At 71.7% G+C, this 16,457-nt stretch carries 10 protein-coding genes; 5 read left to right on the forward strand and 5 right to left on the reverse strand.

The features are described 5' to 3' along the window. From ACW9TB_RS11530 to ACW9TB_RS11545, 4 genes are all read right to left on the reverse strand, one after another. Positions 1 to 1,290 carry a C40 family peptidase gene (locus ACW9TB_RS11530; protein WP_472747958.1) on the reverse strand — a complete coding sequence of 430 codons (1,290 nt, stop codon included), beginning with the start codon at positions 1,288 to 1,290 and terminating at the stop codon, positions 1 to 3. Positions 1,291 to 1,633: 343 nt separating this feature from the next. Beyond that, positions 1,634 to 3,688, reverse strand: coding sequence for an RNA polymerase sigma factor (locus ACW9TB_RS11535; protein ID WP_472747959.1), 2,055 nt, complete (start codon positions 3,686 to 3,688; stop codon positions 1,634 to 1,636). 228 nt (positions 3,689 to 3,916) lie between these two features. Beyond that, positions 3,917 to 4,735 carry a hypothetical protein gene (locus ACW9TB_RS11540; protein WP_472747960.1) on the reverse strand — a complete coding sequence of 273 codons (819 nt, stop codon included), beginning with the start codon at positions 4,733 to 4,735 and terminating at the stop codon, positions 3,917 to 3,919. Between the two features lie 63 nt (positions 4,736 to 4,798). Then, positions 4,799 to 6,409 (reverse strand): ABC-F family ATP-binding cassette domain-containing protein, encoded by a 1,611-nt coding sequence (locus ACW9TB_RS11545; protein WP_472747961.1) that lies wholly within the window; start codon positions 6,407 to 6,409, stop codon positions 4,799 to 4,801. A gap of 261 nt (positions 6,410 to 6,670) precedes the next feature. Here ACW9TB_RS11545 and ACW9TB_RS11550 point away from each other — a divergent pair, with 261 nt between their 5' ends. The 5 genes from ACW9TB_RS11550 (at position 6,671) to ACW9TB_RS11570 (ending at position 15,403) form a co-directional block, all read left to right on the forward strand. Continuing rightward, positions 6,671 to 8,539 carry an ABC transporter ATP-binding protein gene (locus ACW9TB_RS11550; RefSeq protein WP_472747962.1) on the forward strand — a complete coding sequence of 623 codons (1,869 nt, stop codon included), beginning with the start codon at positions 6,671 to 6,673 and terminating at the stop codon, positions 8,537 to 8,539. Next, the gene (locus ACW9TB_RS11555; protein WP_472747963.1) at positions 8,539 to 10,365 is read left to right on the forward strand and encodes an ABC transporter ATP-binding protein; all 1,827 of its coding nucleotides are present in this window, start codon (positions 8,539 to 8,541) and stop codon (positions 10,363 to 10,365) included. The genes ACW9TB_RS11550 and ACW9TB_RS11555 overlap by 1 nt, the downstream gene beginning before the upstream one ends. Before the next feature lie 276 nt (positions 10,366 to 10,641). Further along, positions 10,642 to 11,121 carry a hypothetical protein gene (locus tag ACW9TB_RS11560; RefSeq protein WP_472747964.1) on the forward strand — a complete coding sequence of 160 codons (480 nt, stop codon included), beginning with the start codon at positions 10,642 to 10,644 and terminating at the stop codon, positions 11,119 to 11,121. Continuing rightward, positions 11,118 to 12,044: an oxidoreductase gene (locus ACW9TB_RS11565; RefSeq protein ID WP_472747965.1), complete on the forward strand. Its 927-nt coding sequence runs from the start codon at positions 11,118 to 11,120 to the stop codon at positions 12,042 to 12,044. Before ACW9TB_RS11560 ends, ACW9TB_RS11565 begins: the two co-directional genes overlap by 4 nt. Before the next feature lie 302 nt (positions 12,045 to 12,346). Then, positions 12,347 to 15,403 (forward strand): tetratricopeptide repeat protein, encoded by a 3,057-nt coding sequence (locus tag ACW9TB_RS11570; protein ID WP_472747966.1) that lies wholly within the window; start codon positions 12,347 to 12,349, stop codon positions 15,401 to 15,403. Positions 15,404 to 15,803: 400 nt separating this feature from the next. Here ACW9TB_RS11570 and ACW9TB_RS11575 read toward each other — a convergent pair. Further along, a partial coding sequence (locus tag ACW9TB_RS11575; protein WP_472747967.1) for a penicillin-binding transpeptidase domain-containing protein occupies positions 15,804 to 16,457 on the reverse strand: 654 nt, incomplete at its 5' end.

Genomic DNA, 16,457 nt, shown 5'->3' on the forward strand with positions numbered 1-16,457 from the left:
TCACGCGGGACGGGTCGCGCCGACAAGATCGCTACGCCACATCGGCGCGACCCTGACCACGTCCCCCGTCTGCGGGGCGTGCACCATCAGCCCCCGGCCGATGTAGATCCCCACATGGTGGATGTCGCCGGGGTTCTGCGTGACCTGCCCGTAGAAGAGCAGGTCGCCCCGCTGAAGCTCGCTGAGCCGCACGTGCGGGCCCGCGGTCCACTGGGTGCCGGTCCAGTGGTCCATGGCGATCCCGACCCGTTCCCAGGCCCGCATGGTCAGCCCCGAGCAGTCGTAGGCGGCCGGTCCGTCGGCCGCCCACACGTACGGCTTGTCCAGCTGGGTGAGCGCCCAGTCGGCGGCGATGTCGCCCTTGGCGGATCCGGCCGTCACGTTGAGCGCCCAGCGCGACGCGTCCTCTCCCGAGGCCACCGCCGTCCGCGCCGCCTCGCGGCGCGCCGCGGCGGCCTGGTACCGGGCGCGCTCGGCGTCCTCCCTGGCGATCCTGGCCTGTTCCAGGGCCGCCTCGCGCCGCCTCGCGAGCAGGTCGGCGCCGCTGCGCGCCTCGTCGGCCAGCCTCTCCAGCCGGGCCTGCTCCTCCTTGATCCGCCGGGTCTCGTCGACCTGCTCGTCGACGGCCTCCTCGGCGGCGAGCTTCGCCTCCTCGGCCCTCGCCTGCGCCTCCTGCTGCCCGGCGTAGGCGTCGTCCGCCTGCGCCCGCAGGATGGCGAAGACCTCCTGGGCGTCCCGCAACTGCTTGAGCGTCTCCGCCTGCCCCCCGCCCATGTGCGCCAGGATGCTGGCCCGGCGCAGGTAGCCGTCGTCCGTGGGACCGCCGTTGTCGGCCATCATGGCCATCATGGGCTGGGCGATGTCCAGCCCGCCGTAGCTCTGCGCGGTGATCGCGGCCACCGCCTCCCGGGCCTCCGCGACCTCGGAACCCGCCGTCTCGGCCCGCTCTGCCGCCTGCTCGGCGAGCCCCTTGGCGCGGGCCGTCCTGACCAGCTCCCCGTTGTACGACTCGACGAGCCGCTCCGCCTGGGCGACCAGCTCCTCCAGCCTGGCCTGCGCCTCGGCGACCTGGACCGTGGTCGCGCCGAGCCTCTCTGCGCGCTCGCGGGCCAGGGCCCGCGCGTCGGCGACCTCACCGGCCGACGGGCCGGAAACGCCGCCCGGTAAGGCGTCGTCGGCCGGTCCCGGCCGACCGGGAACGGCACCGGCGGGGAGCCCCGGCCCGGCGATCAGGCAACAGGCGAGGCCCGCCACCGCGGCGGCATGGCGGCGCCGTCTGACTGAATGCATGCGTCTCCCCCCGGAGTCCCCTCGGATACCGCGTGTCGCGGTCTCACCGCACAACGCGGCGCGTCGCCGCGTGCCAGGCGGCGGCCTACCTCAACATTCCCGCTCGTCACTCTCCGCACACATGTCACTCACGCCCCGTGTTCACCGCCCGCCACAATACCCCCGCCGACGAGGGTCCCGACCCCCGAACCCCACGACCAGGCCCCCGTACGGCGGGGACGCGGCGGGTTTCTCCCCGGACATCCGTACGGCCCGCTTGGCGAAGGTACGCGGAGCGGGCCGAGAGCCGGGCGGGCCGGAAACCAGGGGAAGCAAACGGGCCTGGGGGAACGGCGCAGATCGGTCAGACCGGTGTGGCGGGCGGCCCGGGGAGGGCGGGCGGCTCCGGCCGCGAGGGGGACGTGGCGGGGGGCGCGACGGGGTTAGCGACGGGGTTGGCGGCGGGGGTCGCGGCGATGGAAACCGACGGGGAGCCTCCCGGGGAACGCCCCTGCCCCGAGCCGTCCGGGGACCTTTCCCGGCCCGCGCCGTCCGGAGTGCGGCCCTGACCCGCGTGGTCCGGAACACGGCCCCGGCTCGCGTCGTCCGAGGCGCCGTCCGGGGTCCGTCCGTGGCTCCTGCTGGCCGGGACGCGTTCCGGGCCGTCCGAGGTCCGCCCCGGACCGGTGGAGGCGGGCCGGGAACCGTCGGGGACCCGTCCCGGACCGGGCCCCGGGTGGCCGGGGTCGGCACGCGGGCCTCGCGGATCGGCGTGCGGAGGCCGGGGGTTCGCCTGAGGGGGCCGGGGGGCCGCGTACGGAGGCCGGGGGGCCGCGTGCCCTCTTCCCGGGCCCGTCGCGTCTCCGGGAGGTCTCGGGTTCGCCCGCGGAGGTGCCGGGTCCGCCTGCGGGGAACCCGGGGGCAGCCGAGGGGGCACCGGGTTCGCCGGTCGGTGGAGGGTCCGGCAGTGGCGGGAGGAGTGTCCGTGGTGATCGCGGGACGGGTGCCTGTCCGGCGTACCGAACCCGGAAGGTCCTGGTGTCACGGGCGGGGAGGGCCGGGCCGGGTTCTCCGCCGGAGCGGCCGGACGGTCGGCCGGTCCTTCGCCAACCGGACCAACCGGACCAACCGGACCCGCTGGACCTGCCGGACCCGCCGGACCTTCGCCGGGCGACCTTTCACCAACCGGTCCTGACGGTCCTTCATCGACCGGACCCGCCGGGCCTTCGCCGGAGGGTTCGTCGCCTGCCCGCCGGGGCGGGTCCGCCGCCTCGCGGCCGATCGGGCCCGGCCCTCCCGGCCGGTCGCTCCCAAGGCCGGGTCCGATGGCGCCGACCGGCTCCGTCGCCCCGAGCGAACCGATCCGCTCGACGGCCACCCCCTCCCCGACGGGCTCCGGCGTCACGGGCCCGCCCTCCCTTTTGGGCTCACCCGGCCTCCGGGAGTCCGGAGGCTCCGCCACCGCCGGGAACGTGTCCGACGCGACACCGGAACCCGCGCCTCCCGGCTCGACCATCGTCTGGGCGAGGACCAGGACCAGCGCCGTCGCCGCGGCGACCGCCGCTGCCGCACCGGCCAGCGCGTAGGGTCGGCGACGGCTCTCGCGGGCGCTGCCGACGGGGAACCCGGTGCTGTCGAGGGGACCGGCCCGGTGGGCGACGTCGCGCCGGTAGGGGACCTGCTCGGGGTCGGTGAAGTGACTCATCACCCACGCGCGCAGCGCGGGTGGCAGCGCGACCAGGGGGAGCAGGTCGAAGACCTTGGCCGCGGAGACCTGCCTGACCCGGTGCGGGGCGCAGGTGTCGCAGCGGTTCACGTGGCGGATGACCCGCTCGCGCGCCTCCGGCGTGAACTCGCCGCTGAAGCCGGTCAGCATGCGGGCCCGGCTCGCGCAGTCGTAGGGCCCCTTGCGGACGAGGACCTCGGCGGTGACGACGTCGCGCAGGCGCTCCCTCGCCGACTCGTACAGCGCGCCCGCGACCTTGGGGGTGACGCCCAGGACCGCGCCGAGGTCGATGGGCCCGAAGCCGTGCCTGCAACTGAGGTCGAGGACCTCCCGGTCGTCGGGCGACAGGCTCCGGGTGGCGTTCCACGCCATCACCCGCAGGTCCGCGTCGCCTCCGGCGGTGACCACCGGGGCGGGGACCCGCGCCTCCGGCTCCCCGGCGAGATGACGCCGTACGCACTCCCCCCGAGCGAGTGCGTACAGCCACGCCTCCAGCCGACGGGAGTCGGCGAGCGCGTGAACATGGGCCTCGGCGGCGATGAAGGTGCCGAGGAGCGCCGACTCGGCGGCGCCGGGGGTGGTGAGCATTGAACGGCAGTATCGGTAGACGCTTTCCGCGTATGTGTCGTAGAGATCGGCGAGGGCTCCGGGACTCCTCGCGCGCAACGCCGCGACCAGGACACTGTCAGCCATGTAATCGAAGGTAAACGCTGAGTAAGCGTAAATGCAGCAGTTCGCGGGCGGTGACTTCGACTGTCTTCGCCACGTCAACGAATCGAGTAAAAAACTCGACGCCAATAGCAATCATAAATATTGATGAATATCCATTTAGCAGAATTAATCGTGCATATTGGTGCGTCGAGGGAAAGGCCCCCGGTCACGGACATCAGGCCACCGGCGGGCGACCAGGAGATCACGCGATCACGGGGAGACGGCGCCCGCGAGGGGGGTCTGCCTGCCCCGGTCCTTGGCGAACGGGGGCATCTTCGGCTTGACCGTGTTCAGGGGCAGCGAACCACCGAGGGCGAGCTGCTCGAAGGGACGGCTGCTCGATCCCCAGGTGCGCGCGGTCACCTCGGCGGAGGCGATGTCGCGGGTGTCCTGGACGCTCTTGATCTGCAGGATGAACCGGCGCTTCTGGCCCGCCTGGACGTTGTCCACGAACGTGCTCCCGCCGCCGAGCAGCTTGCCCCGCTTGTCGCGCAGGAGCGCGGTGACGGCCAGGCTGCGGGCCGGTATCACGTACGGGGTGCCGACGTAGCCGGTGACGAGATAGTCGCCGTCCGCCGTGCGGTCGGTCAGCACCTCCCGTACCGGGAAGGGCTGGAAGGCCGAGACGATCCGGCCCGCCTGGTGCCAGCGCGCCGGGCGGTACGCGATGCTCACGTTGGCGGGTTTGTCCTGGGTCACCACCTGGCCGGTGAAGGGGAGCGTCCCGGCGGGGGGCACGGCGTCCAGCGGCTGTTCCAGCCGGACGACCTCCTTGCCCTCGGAGTTCTTGGCCACCACGGTGGCCACGACGTGCTCGCCGAAGTGCCACGGGTTGGTGTTGGCCAGCACTCCTGCCCAATTCACCACATACCCATCATCGCCCTTGATGATGGACGAGGCCTGCTCCCTGACCGCGATCGGCTGGAGCGCGGCGGCCTGCTTCGTCTCCTCGTCGTCGTCGGTGCATCCGGCGCATCCGACAAGCAGGAGGAGGGCGAGGGCGCCGACGATTCGGGTGCTGTGCGTCACCTAGCCGTGATAACCGGTGACGGTCCCCCGCCCACCTAAGCGCGCCGGAAACGGCCCGAGTCTTTACCTCTGCCGGACCACCCTGGCCTCATCCCATACCGGTTCGGATGATTCGTAGACCTTTCCATCTGCGCCGAAGACCAGATACCGGTCGAAGTCATCGGCGAACCAGCGGTCGTGGGTGACGGCGACCACGGTCCCGTCGAAGGCGTCCAGCCCCTCCTGGAGAGCCTCGGCGCTGGCCAGGTCGAGGTTGTCGGTCGGCTCGTCCAGCAGCAGCAGGGTGGTGCCCGACAGTTCGAGCAGCAGGATCTGCAACCGGGCCTGCTGACCGCCGGACAGCGTCTCGAAGCGCTGCTCGGCGATGGTCCCGGCCAGCTCGTAGCGGGACAGCACCTTCATGGCCTCGTTCTTGAGCCGGGCGTGCTCGGTCATGACGATCTCGCAGGGCGTCCGGCCGATGAGCTCGGGGCGGGCGTGCGTCTGGGCGAAGTGGCCGGGGACGACCCGGGCGCCGAGCCTGGCCACGCCGGTGTGCCTGACCTCCTCCCCGGCGACCAGGCGCAGGAAGTGTGACTTGCCCGACCCGTTGGAACCCAGCACCGCGACCCGCTCGCCGTACCAGATCTCCAGGTCGAACGGCTTCATCAGGCCGGTGAGCTCCAGTTGCTCGCAGATCACCGCCCGCTTGGCGGTCCGGCCGCCCTTGAGCCGCATGCTGATGAACTGCTCCTTGGGCGCCGCCTCCGGCGGCCCGGCCTCCTCGAACCTGCGCAGCCGCGTCTGGGCCGAGTGGTAGGCGGCGGCCATGGTGTCCATGTACTTGGCCTTCTGCTTCAGCATGAGGACCAGGCGCTTGATCTTGGCGTGCTCCTCGTCCCAGCGCTTCTTCAGCTCGTCGAGGCGCTCGTTGCGCTCCCTGCGCGCCTGGGCGTACGAGCGGAAGCCCCCGCCGTGGACCCAGATGTTGCCGGACTCGACGGTGATGATCCGGTCGGCCGCGTTGGCCAGCAGCTCCCTGTCGTGGCTGACCAGCAGCACCGTCTTGGCCGTCTCGCGCAGCGCCCGCTCCAGCCAGAGCTTGCCCGGCACGTCCAGGTAGTTGTCCGGCTCGTCGAGCAGCAGCGTCTGGTCGGGCCCCCGCAGCAGCGCCTCCAGCACCAGCCGCTTCTGCTCACCGCCCGACAGCGTGTTGACCTCGCGGTACTTGCAGTCGTCGTACGGCATGCCGAGGGCGGCCATGGCGCAGGTGTCCCAGAGCACCTCGATGTCGTAGCCGCCCGCGTCGGTGTAGTCGGTGATGGCCTGCGCGTAGCGCATCTGCGCCTTCTCGTCCTCGCGCTCCATCATCACGAGCTCGGCGGCGTCGAGCCGCCCGGCCGCCTCCCGTACGCGCTGCGGGGCGACGCTGACCAGCAGGTCGTGCACGGTCCTGCCGTCGCGGATGCTGCCGATGAACTGCCGCATGATGCCCAGGCCGCCGGAGCTGGCGACGCTCCCGTCGACGGGCTGCAGGTCGCCCGCGATCAGCCGCATCAGGGTCGTCTTGCCCGCCCCGTTGGGCCCGACGAGCGCCGCCTTGACCCCCTCGCCGACCCGGAAGGACACGTCGTCCAGCAACGGCCGCCCATCCGGCAGAACGTACGTCAGATGACCAACCTCAACGTGCCCCACGACGATTTCCCTCCACAGTTCCCCGCGCAGGGTACACGCCGGTTTCCGTGTCAGGCATCCCGGTATCAGGCGCGTGCGCCTCTCTCCCCTGAGTTCTCCTCCGGCTTCCTCACCGGGCGGGGCGGGGCTGAGCTGGACCGGGAGGGGCAGGGCCGGGCGGACCCGGGCGGGCGGGGCCAGAAAATGCGGTGGGAAACCGTCGGTGCCCGGTGATAGAAAACAGTTTCGACCTTCACCCTCGATCTGCTCGGGAGCGAGCCTGTGGCCACCAGCAGTTCGGAGTTCTCCGTCTCCGGCCGCCCGTACGACAGACGGGGTCCGGTGCGCTGGCTCTGGTCCCATGTCCGCCGCCATCCGGTCCAGCTGACCGGGTTCCTCGGCTCGTCACTGATCATGGTCGTGCTCAACGCCACGGTCCCCGGGCTCACCGGCGAGGCGTTCGACGCCGTGCTGGGCGAGGGCGGCGGCGGGGCGCGGGCACTGGGCGCGATCGCGCTGGGGCTGCTCGCGGTCGTCGTGGCGCGCGGCGCCTTCGACCTCGTCGCGCGCATGGCCAGCGAGGTCCTGGCCAAGCGGCTGGAGCGGGACGCCAGGGACGAGCTCTACGTCAGCCTGCTCGGCAAGAGCCAGACCTTCCACAACAGGCAGCGGGTCGGCGACCTGATGGCGCGGGCGGCCAACGACATCCGGCAGCTCTCCATCATGATCAGCCCGGGGATCGACCTGATCGTCGACTCCGGCCTGACCGGCCTGGTTCCCCTGGTCTTCATCACCGCGATCGATCCTCGGCTGCTGCTGGTGCCCGGCGTCTTCGCGATCACCTTCGTCGTCGCGCTCCGCCACTACATGGGACGGCTCAATCCCGTGGCGACCCGCATGCGGGAGCAGTTCGGCGATCTCAACGCCGGGCTGAACGAGGCCGTCCGCGGCATCGAGGTGATCAAGGTGACCGCGCAGGAGGACCAGGAGCGGCGACGGTTCCGGACCCGCGCGCGGCGCTACCGCGACTCCTTCGCCCACAACGGCCTGGTCCAGGCCCGCTACCTGCCGACCCTGCTCTTCGCCTTCGCGATGGCCGGGGCGCTCTGGCACGGCCTCCACCTCCAGGCAACGGGTGCCATCACGATCGGTGAGCTGGTCGCCTTCATGGGCCTGGTGAGCATGATGGGCTTCCCGACCAACATCTCGATCTTCACCTTCTCGCTGGTCCAGATCGGCGTCGTGTCCTCCCGCCGGATCCTGAGCATCATGAACACCGAGACCGAGCTCGGGCAGCGCGCCGACGGCCACACCGCGCCGATCGGCGGGGCGATCGTCTTCGAGAACGTGACGTTCGGCTACGGGGAGGGCGACCCGGTGCTGCGCGGGGTGACGTTCGCCGTACGGCCCGGTGAGACCGTGGCGATCGTCGGCGAGACCGGTTCGGGCAAGAGCACCCTGGCGAAGCTGGTCCCCCGGATCTACGACGTCACCGAGGGGCGGATCCTGGTCGACGGCGTGGACGTCCGCGAGTGGGACCTCGACTCGCTGCGCTCCCAGATCTCCACCATCGAGCAGGACATCGTGCTCTTCTCCCGGTCGGTGGCCGAGAACATCGCCTTCGGCCTGGGCCAGCGGGTGGAGCGGGACGCCGTCGTCCGGGCCGCGGAGGAGGCCCAGGCCGCCGAGTTCATCGGCGAGCTCGACGACGGCTACGACACGGTCATCGGTGAGCGCGGCATCACCCTCTCCGGCGGCCAGCGCCAGCGCCTGGCCATCGCGCGGGCGCTGCTGACGGATCCGGCGATCCTCGTGCTCGACGACTCGACGAGTGCGATCGACTCCGCCACGGAAGACAGGATCCAGCGGGCCATCGGCCGCGTCCTCGACGGGCGCACCACCCTTCTGATCACCCACCGGCTCTCCCAGATCCGCTGGGCGGACAAGGTCCTGCTGCTTCGCCGGGGCGAGCTGGTCGACTACGGCACACACGACGAGCTGCTCGCCAGGAGCCGCCTCTACCGGCGGATCTTCTCCCACTACGACGAGATCGACGCGACCGACACAGCCGACACGGCCGACGGCGCCGTGTCCGGCGACACCACCGACCCGGCCGTGGTCCTCACGGGCGAGCAGGGAGCGCGGGGCTGATGGGCTTCGTCATGGACGGCCTCGACGCCGAAGACTACGACCGCACCTACAGCGACCGTGACCTCCTCCGCCGGATCCTGTCCTATTTCCGGCCGAAGCTGGGGTCGATGATCCTGGTCGCGGTCATGATCGTGCTGTTCTCGGTGAGCCAGGCGATCATGCCGTTGCTGGTCAGCTGGGGTGTGGACGGGATCGAGGACGGCACGATCACCGGCGTGGGCTGGCAGCTCACCGCCGGCCTGCTGCTCGCCGGGGTGCTCGGCTGGCTGTTCAACTTCGTCCGCCAGTGGTACAGCGCGAAGGTCACCGGCGACGTCGTCCTGCACCTCCGCGAGGACGCGTTCGACGCCGTGCTCAAGCGTGACCTGTCGTTCTACGACGAGACCCCGTCGGGCAAGATCGTCAGCCGGGTCACCTCCGACACCGATGACTTCGCCACCGTCTCCACCCTGACGATGGACCTGATCAGCCAGGTGCTGATGGTGGGCTTCGTCACGATCCTGCTCTTCCTGCGCAGCGTCGAACTCGCCCTGCTGACCCTGCTCGTGGCGCCGATCGTGGTGGGCGTCGCCCTGCTCTTCCGGCGGGTCGCCCGGAGCAGCACCCGCAGGGCGCAGCGCTCGCTGAGCCGGGTGAACGCCACCCTGCAGGAGACCATGGGCGGGATCGCCGTCGCCAAGAACTTCCGCCAGGAGCAGCGGATCTACGACGAGTTCCTCCCCATCAACCGGCAGAGCTACCAGGTGACGCTCAGGCAGGGGTTCGTCTTCTCCGGCATCTTCCCCGTGCTCTTCCTCGTCGCCGGGCTGGCCACGGTCGCGCTCGTCCAGCTGGGCGGCACCGCCGTGCTCGGCGGGCGCCTGTCCGGCGGCGACTGGTTCCTCTTCCTCCAGGGCGTCTCGCTCTTCTGGTTCCCGCTCACCTCCATCGCCGCGTTCTGGTCCCAGTTCCAGCAGGGCCTGTCCGCGTCGGAGCGGGTCTTCGCCCTGATCGACGCGCCACCCCGGGTCGTGCAGACCGATTCCCAGCCGGTCGGCAGGCTGGCGGGCCGCATCGAGTTCCGCGACGTCAGGTTCGGCTACGAAGCCGGAAGCACCGTCCTTCGCGACTTCAACCTCACCGTCGAGGCGGGCGAGAGTGTCGCGCTGGTCGGCCACACCGGTGCGGGCAAGTCGACGCTCAGCAAGCTGATCACCCGGTTCTACGAGTTCCAGGACGGCCGGTTGACGATCGACGGCCGTGACGTCCGTACGCTGGACCTGGCCGGATACCGGCGGCAGATCGGCGCGGTCCCGCAGGTTCCGTTCCTGTTCAGCGGCACCGTCGCCGACAACATCCGCTACCCGAGGCCGGAGGCGGGCGACGAGGAGGTGCTCGCCGCCGCCGCGGCGGTCGGCGGGGGCGACTGGGTCGACGCCCTGCCCGACGGCCTGCGGACCGACGTCGGCGAGCACGGCCGCGCCCTGTCCATGGGCCAGCGCCAGCTCGTCGCGCTGGCCCGCCTGCTCATCCAGGATCCGGCGATCGTGGTCCTGGACGAGGCCACCGCCAGTGTCGACCCGCTGACCGAGGCCCAGATCCAGGAGGGCCTGGACCGGGTGCTGGCCGAGCGCACCTCCATCGTCATCGCGCACCGGCTGTCCACGATCGAGCACGTCGACCGCATCATCGTGCTGGACCACGGCCGGATCGTCGAGGAGGGCGACCACACCACGCTGCTGGCCCGCGGTGGTCACTACTGCCAGGTCTACAACGCCTACTTCCGGCACCAGTCTCCCAACTACCGTCCCGGTTCCGGGTTCGTCTCCGTCTCCGGCTCCGCCTGACCGAGGCCGCCCGGACCGAAAACCCTCCGGGCGCACCGGCCCGCACCCACGATTCGAGCGACCCGCCAGGACAGCGGGACACGGGAGCACGAACGGTGACGGACGGCCGACGTGCCCGTACGTCCCGGATCAAGCGATGGCCGATCTCATCGAAATCCCGCTCGATACGACGGCCGAGCGCCTTCGCGACCCCATGGAAACTACTTGACGTTCAGCATCAAGTAGTTGATGCTGATCACCAGCGCTTGACGCCCAACGTCAAGTAGGGGAGGAAGCATGGACACCTGGACGGAGGCGCGTGACGCGCTCGCGGACGATCTGGAGAGGGTCGTCGGCAGCCGCCTGCTCGATCCGCTCGACATCCTTTTCGGCACGGCGGACCTGATGCGGGACCGGCTGGCGGCGGAGGCCCGCGCCTGGGCCGAGACACTGCTGGGCCAGGACGACCAGGCCGCGACGCACACCGCGATCCGCCTGGTGAGCGCCCTGTACCCGGGAGACGCCCCGTTCGATCCACCGGCCGGGTGGTGGGGCACCCCCTTCGGCCAGGCCGTGCTCCGGAGGGCGGGGCATCCCACCGCCGTCGCCGTCTCCGTGTCCGTGGCCGCGGGCATGCTCGGCATCACCCGCCAGGGCGTTCACGACCTGGCCAACCGCGGCAAGCTCGAACGGCATCCTCCCGGCATCACCGTCGCCTCCATCCGCGTCCGGCTCGCCACCCGCGCGCCGGACCCCGTAAAGGGAGACCACACATGACCAGCGACCACGCCGCTCCCGGCGGCCTCCTCCCGCTCGGCGACGGGCCCGCCGTCAGCCGCCTCGGCTTCGGAGCCATGCAGCTGCCGGGCGCCGGGGCCTGGGGACCACCGGCAGACCCGGCGGCGGCCCGTGCCGTTCTGCGCCGGGCGGTCGAACTCGGTGTCACCCACATCGACACCAGTGACTTCTACGGACCACACGTGGCCAACGACCTCATCCGCGCGGCACTCCACCCTTACCCCGACAATCTGGTGATCGCCACCAAGGTCGGGGTGGTCCGCGACGAATGGCGCGGATGGAACCCCGCCGCCGCACCGGCCGAACTGCGCGACCAGGTCGAGGAGAACCTCTCCCGGCTCGGCAGGGCACGCCTCGACCTGGTCTACCTGCGGGTCGGCGGCGACGGCCTGCTCTTTCCCGACGACACGCCCTTCGCGGAATCCTTCGCCACGCTCGTCGAGCTGCGAAGGCGTGGTCTCATCCGGAACCTCGGGCTCAGCGGGGTCACCACCGCCCAGCTGGCCGAGGCTCGCGAGCTGGACACCGTGGCCGCGGTGCAGAACCGCTTCCATCTTCTCGACCGGGGCGGCTCCGACGTCCTCGCCGCCTGCGAGGAGCACGGGATCGCCTTCGTCCCGTACTTCCCCCTCTCCGCGGGGATGCTGAGGCCCGGCCTGGACACGTCACAGGCTCCGCCCGGCATGGCACCCACCCGGGAGCAGGAGCTCACCCTGGACGATGTCGCCGGTCGGCACGGCGCGAGCCGCGCCCAGGTCGTACTCGCCTGGCTGCTGTCCCGCTCCCCGGTCACCTTCGCCATCCCCGGGACCTCCTCCACCGCCCACCTGGAGGAGAACGTCGCCGCGGCCGGTCTGCGGCTGACCGAGGACGACATCGCCCGGCTGGACAAGCTCGCCTGACCGCCCCCGTCCGGCGATCCGTCGACGGAGGGCGGGGCCCCTGAACTCGTACGTCAGGACCGAAAATATCTCCTGAATCTACGTTAAAAACGTCTGAATACCTATTATCGGCTAAAATAGCGAAAAGTGCACTTTCCTGATCGATGATCGTCATCAGGGCACATTTCTCCAGCGCATCCCGGCCAGCCGGAAATCGAGCCACGGCTTACGACAGAAGCATATTTGTCACCTTATTATTGTTGATTTCAACCTTTCGTATGCTGCGCGGCGAGCGATGATGTTGCGATGAGTGGCGAAAAGAGATGAAAAACGGCGATGAGAGCAGCGGCCACGTGCGGCGGCGACCGCTCCTGATCATCCAAGAGAAGGCCCGCCTGAGCTCGCCGACCGGGTCGCCGATCCGCTCTCTGACCGACCCGTTCCCGCTGGGGGTGCACCGGGCGATCGACGCGGGCGCGGAGGCCGCCGGAATGACCGGCCTGCCCGCCTACGTGCCGCGCCCCCACGACGACCACCTGGCCACCGTCGTACGACGGGCGGTGGCCGGGCACAGCGCGGTCGCGATGCTGGTCGGTGACTCGTCCACCGGCAAGACCCGGGCCTGCTGGGAGGCCGTCCGGCTCCTGCCCGGCGGGTGGCGGCTGTGGCACCCGGCCGATCCCGGCCCTCCCGAGGCGACCGCCGTGGCCCTGGGCTCCCTCGCGCCGCGGACCGTCGTGTGGCTCGACGAGTCACAGTCCTACCTGCTCACCCCCGCGGGCGGCCTGGGCGAGCGCGTCGCCGCCGGGTTGCGGGCCCTGGTGAGCGACCCGGAACGCGGCCCGGTGCTGGTCCTGGGCACCCTGTGGCCCGAGTACTGGGCCGCCCTCACCTCGGCTCCCGTCGCGGGCGGCGACGACCCCCGTACCCAGGCGCGGGCGCTGATGAGCGGCGCGGCCATCCACGTCCCCGACCGTTTCACCGGCCCCCTCCTGGAGGCGGTGCGCGACGCGGCGCGCGGCGATCCACGCCTGGAGCGCGCGTACGCGGGGGCCCGCGACGGCCGGATCACCCAGTACCTGACCGGCGTGCCCGGCATGGTGGAGCGCTACCGCAACGCGCCCGCCCCGGCCAAGGCCGTGATCGAGGCCGCCATGGACGCCCGGCGCGCGGGGCACGGCCCCACCCTCCCCCACGCCCTCCTGAAGACCGCCGCGTTCGACTGCCTGACCGGCTACGAGTACGGCGCCCTGCCCCGGGACTGGTTCGAACGGGCCCTGGCCTACGCCTGCGGTGCTCACGGCCCTCTCTCCCGCGTCGGCCCCCGCCACGACGAGCCGTCCCCGTCCCCCCGCTACCGGCTGGCGGACCACCTGGAACAGCTCGGCCGCGCCGAGCGCCGGACGCGCCCCATCCCCGCGGCCCTGTGGGACGCGCTGGTCTCCCACGCCGACCCCGAGGAGCGGCCGCGCCTCGCCGCCCAGGCGCGGGCCCGCAGTCTCTACCACCACGCCCTCCTGCTGTACGGAGCCGCCGCCACGGCCGGTGACCCCGACGCCCCGCGAGAGGCGATCGCCCTGCTCAGAAAGGTGGGACGTACCGCCGAGGCACTCACCTGGCTGCGGGTGCACGGCGGGCAGGACGACCCCCGGACCCTCGGCTGGACCGCCGCCCTCCTCGACGAGGCCGGACACCGTGAGAGGGCGATCGCCACCTACCGGCGCGCCGCGGAGGCGGGGAACACCGATGCCCCGAGGGAGGCGGTCGCCCTGCTCGTGGCCGAGGGAAGGCCAGGGGAGGCGCTCGCCTGGCTGCGGGCCCACGACTGGTTCGGCGATTCCGGCCTCCCCGTCTGGACCGCGGCCCTCCTCGACCGGGCGGGGCACCACGAGGAGGCCCTCACCGCCTACCGTCGCGCCGCGAAGACCGGGAACGTCGACGCCCCGGAGTGGCTGGCGTCCCTGCTGTACAGGACCGGCCACCCGAATGCGGCGGTCGTCGCCTGCCGCCGTGCCGCGAGAACCGGCGACGGCCACGTCCTCAAGCAGGCCGTCGCCCTGCTGCGGGAGATGGGACGGACCGAGGAGGCGATCACCTGGCTGCGGATCCGCGCCGGGAACGGCGACACCTACGCCCTGTGGGAGGCGGTCGAGCTGCTGCGGGAGTCGAACCGGTTCGGCGAGGCGATCACCTGGCTGAGCGCCCGCGCCGAGACCGGCGACCATCGCGCGATCTCCAAGATGATCGACCTGCTCAGGGAGACGGGACACACCGAGGAGGCGATCACCTGGCTGAGCACCCGCGCCGAGACCGGCGACACCTACGCCTACTGGCGGTCGATCGGCCTCCTCCGGCGGACAGGACAGACGGGGAAGGCGATCACCGCCCTGAGAACCCGGGCGGAGACCGGCGACCGCCTCGCCCTCGAAGAGGCGGTCGAACTGCTGCGGGAGTCGAACCGGTTCGGCGAGGCGATCACCTGGCTGTACGCCCGCGCCGAGACCGGCGACCGGCTCGCCCTCGATCTGCTCCCCCACCTCCTGGAGAGGGCCGGGCGGACCGCGGAGGCGATCGCCGCCCACCGGCGCGCCGCCGAAGCGGGAAACGCCGGGTCGCACTGGCCGATGGCCGCCCTGCTGCACCGGGAGGGCCGCTCGGAGGAGGCCCTGGCCGCGTACCGGCACGCCGCCGAGACCGGGCACACCGGCGACGGCTGGCGGATGGTCGAACTGCTCCAGGAGACGGGCCGGACCGAGGAGGCCCTGGCCGCGTACCGGCGCGCCGCCGAGTCGGGGGACACCGACGCCGGGTGGCGGATGATCGAGCTGCTCCAGCGAGCGGGCCGCACCGAGGAGGCGATCACCTGGCTCACGACCCGCGCCGAGACCGGCGACGCCGACGCCCTGTGGAAGACGGTCGAACTGCTCCAGGAGACGGGCCGGGCCGAGGAGGCCGTCTCCTGGCTGCGAGCCCGCGCCGAGACCGGCGACACCGAGGCTCTCGGGCGGTTCACCACCCTGCTGTACCAGATGGACCGTTCCGGGGAGGCGGTCGCCTGGCTCAGGGCCCGCGCCGAGACCGGCGACACCCACGCCCTGGACCACGCGGTCGACCTGATGTACGAGACAGGCCGGACGGAGGAGGCGATCACCTGGCTGGACGCCCGTACCGAGGCGGGCGACACCGCCGCCCTGACCTGGACCGCCGTCCTGCTGCGCGAGACCGGCCACCCGGAAAGAGCGGTCCTCGCCCACCTGCGCGCCGCCGAACTGGGCCTGCCCGGCGCCCTGCGGCAGGCGGTCGACCTGCTGAAACGCCTCGGCCGCACCGGCGAGGCCGAACGGCTCCGGCGGTACGGGATCACCCCCGGCAGGACATGACCCCCGCGGAGAACGCCCCCGTCGAGAGCCAACCGAGAAGCGTGGTCTGCGTACCGCTCATCGGTTGGCCTCGACGGCGTGAGGCACGACGGGGGCACCCGGCCATGGCGTCCCCCTGACCCGAAGGGCCTGTTCCCCCCTGGCTCCCCTTCAGCCGTCACCTTGGCCGAAGGGGTGTTCCAGCCGCCACCGTTCCCGCCCTGGCCCCCTCGTCAGCCATCACTCCGACCGAAGAGAGTGTTCCAGCCGCACCATTCCCGCCCTGGCCCCCTCGTCAGCCGTCACCCCGCCGAAGACCGCCACCGTTCCCGCCTGGCCTCTCGTCAGCCATGGCCCCGACCGAAGAGGGTGTTTCGGCCACCTTCCCCGCCGAAACCCCCCTTCCCGCCCTGGCTCCCCGTCAGCCGTCACCCTGGCCGAAGGGCGTGTTCCGGCCGCCGCCGTTCCCGCCGCGACCGCCGAAGCCGCCGTTCCCGTCCTGATTGTCGAAGCCGCCGGGATCGTCGGGACCGTTGACCTCGACGCCGCCCTCGTCCGCGGTGTCGTCACGCTGGGGCGGCGCGGGCTGGCAGCTCTGGCCGCACCCGCCGAACCGTTCGGTGTCAAGCGGGGTGAAGGGCGTCGGCTCGACGTTCCTCAGTGCCGCCAGCATCGTGTCCTTCCAGATCGGGCCCGGAATGCTGGCACCGAACACCGAGGGGTAGTACCGGCCGCCGATCGTGACACTGTTCAGCTTGTAGTCCTGCGAGCCGCGTGGGTCGCCGATGCTGACCGCTCCGGCCAGGTCGGGGGTGAACCCGGCGAACCACGCCGTGGCGGAGCTGTCGGTGGTGCCGGTTTTGCCTGCCGCGTCGCGGCCGATGCCGCCCACGTTGCGCATGGTGCCCTTGGTGAACACCCCCGACAACACATCGGCCGCCGCGTCGGCGACCTCGGCGTCCATCGCCTGGCGGCACTTGGGCCTGTAGGTGGTCACCTCACCGTCGCGGTCGGTGATCCGGCTGATCGCCATCGGCGCGCAGTACTTGCCCCGCGCCCCGATCGCGGCGTAGGC

It is taken from the genome of Streptosporangium sp. H13245 (genome assembly GCF_055690525.1).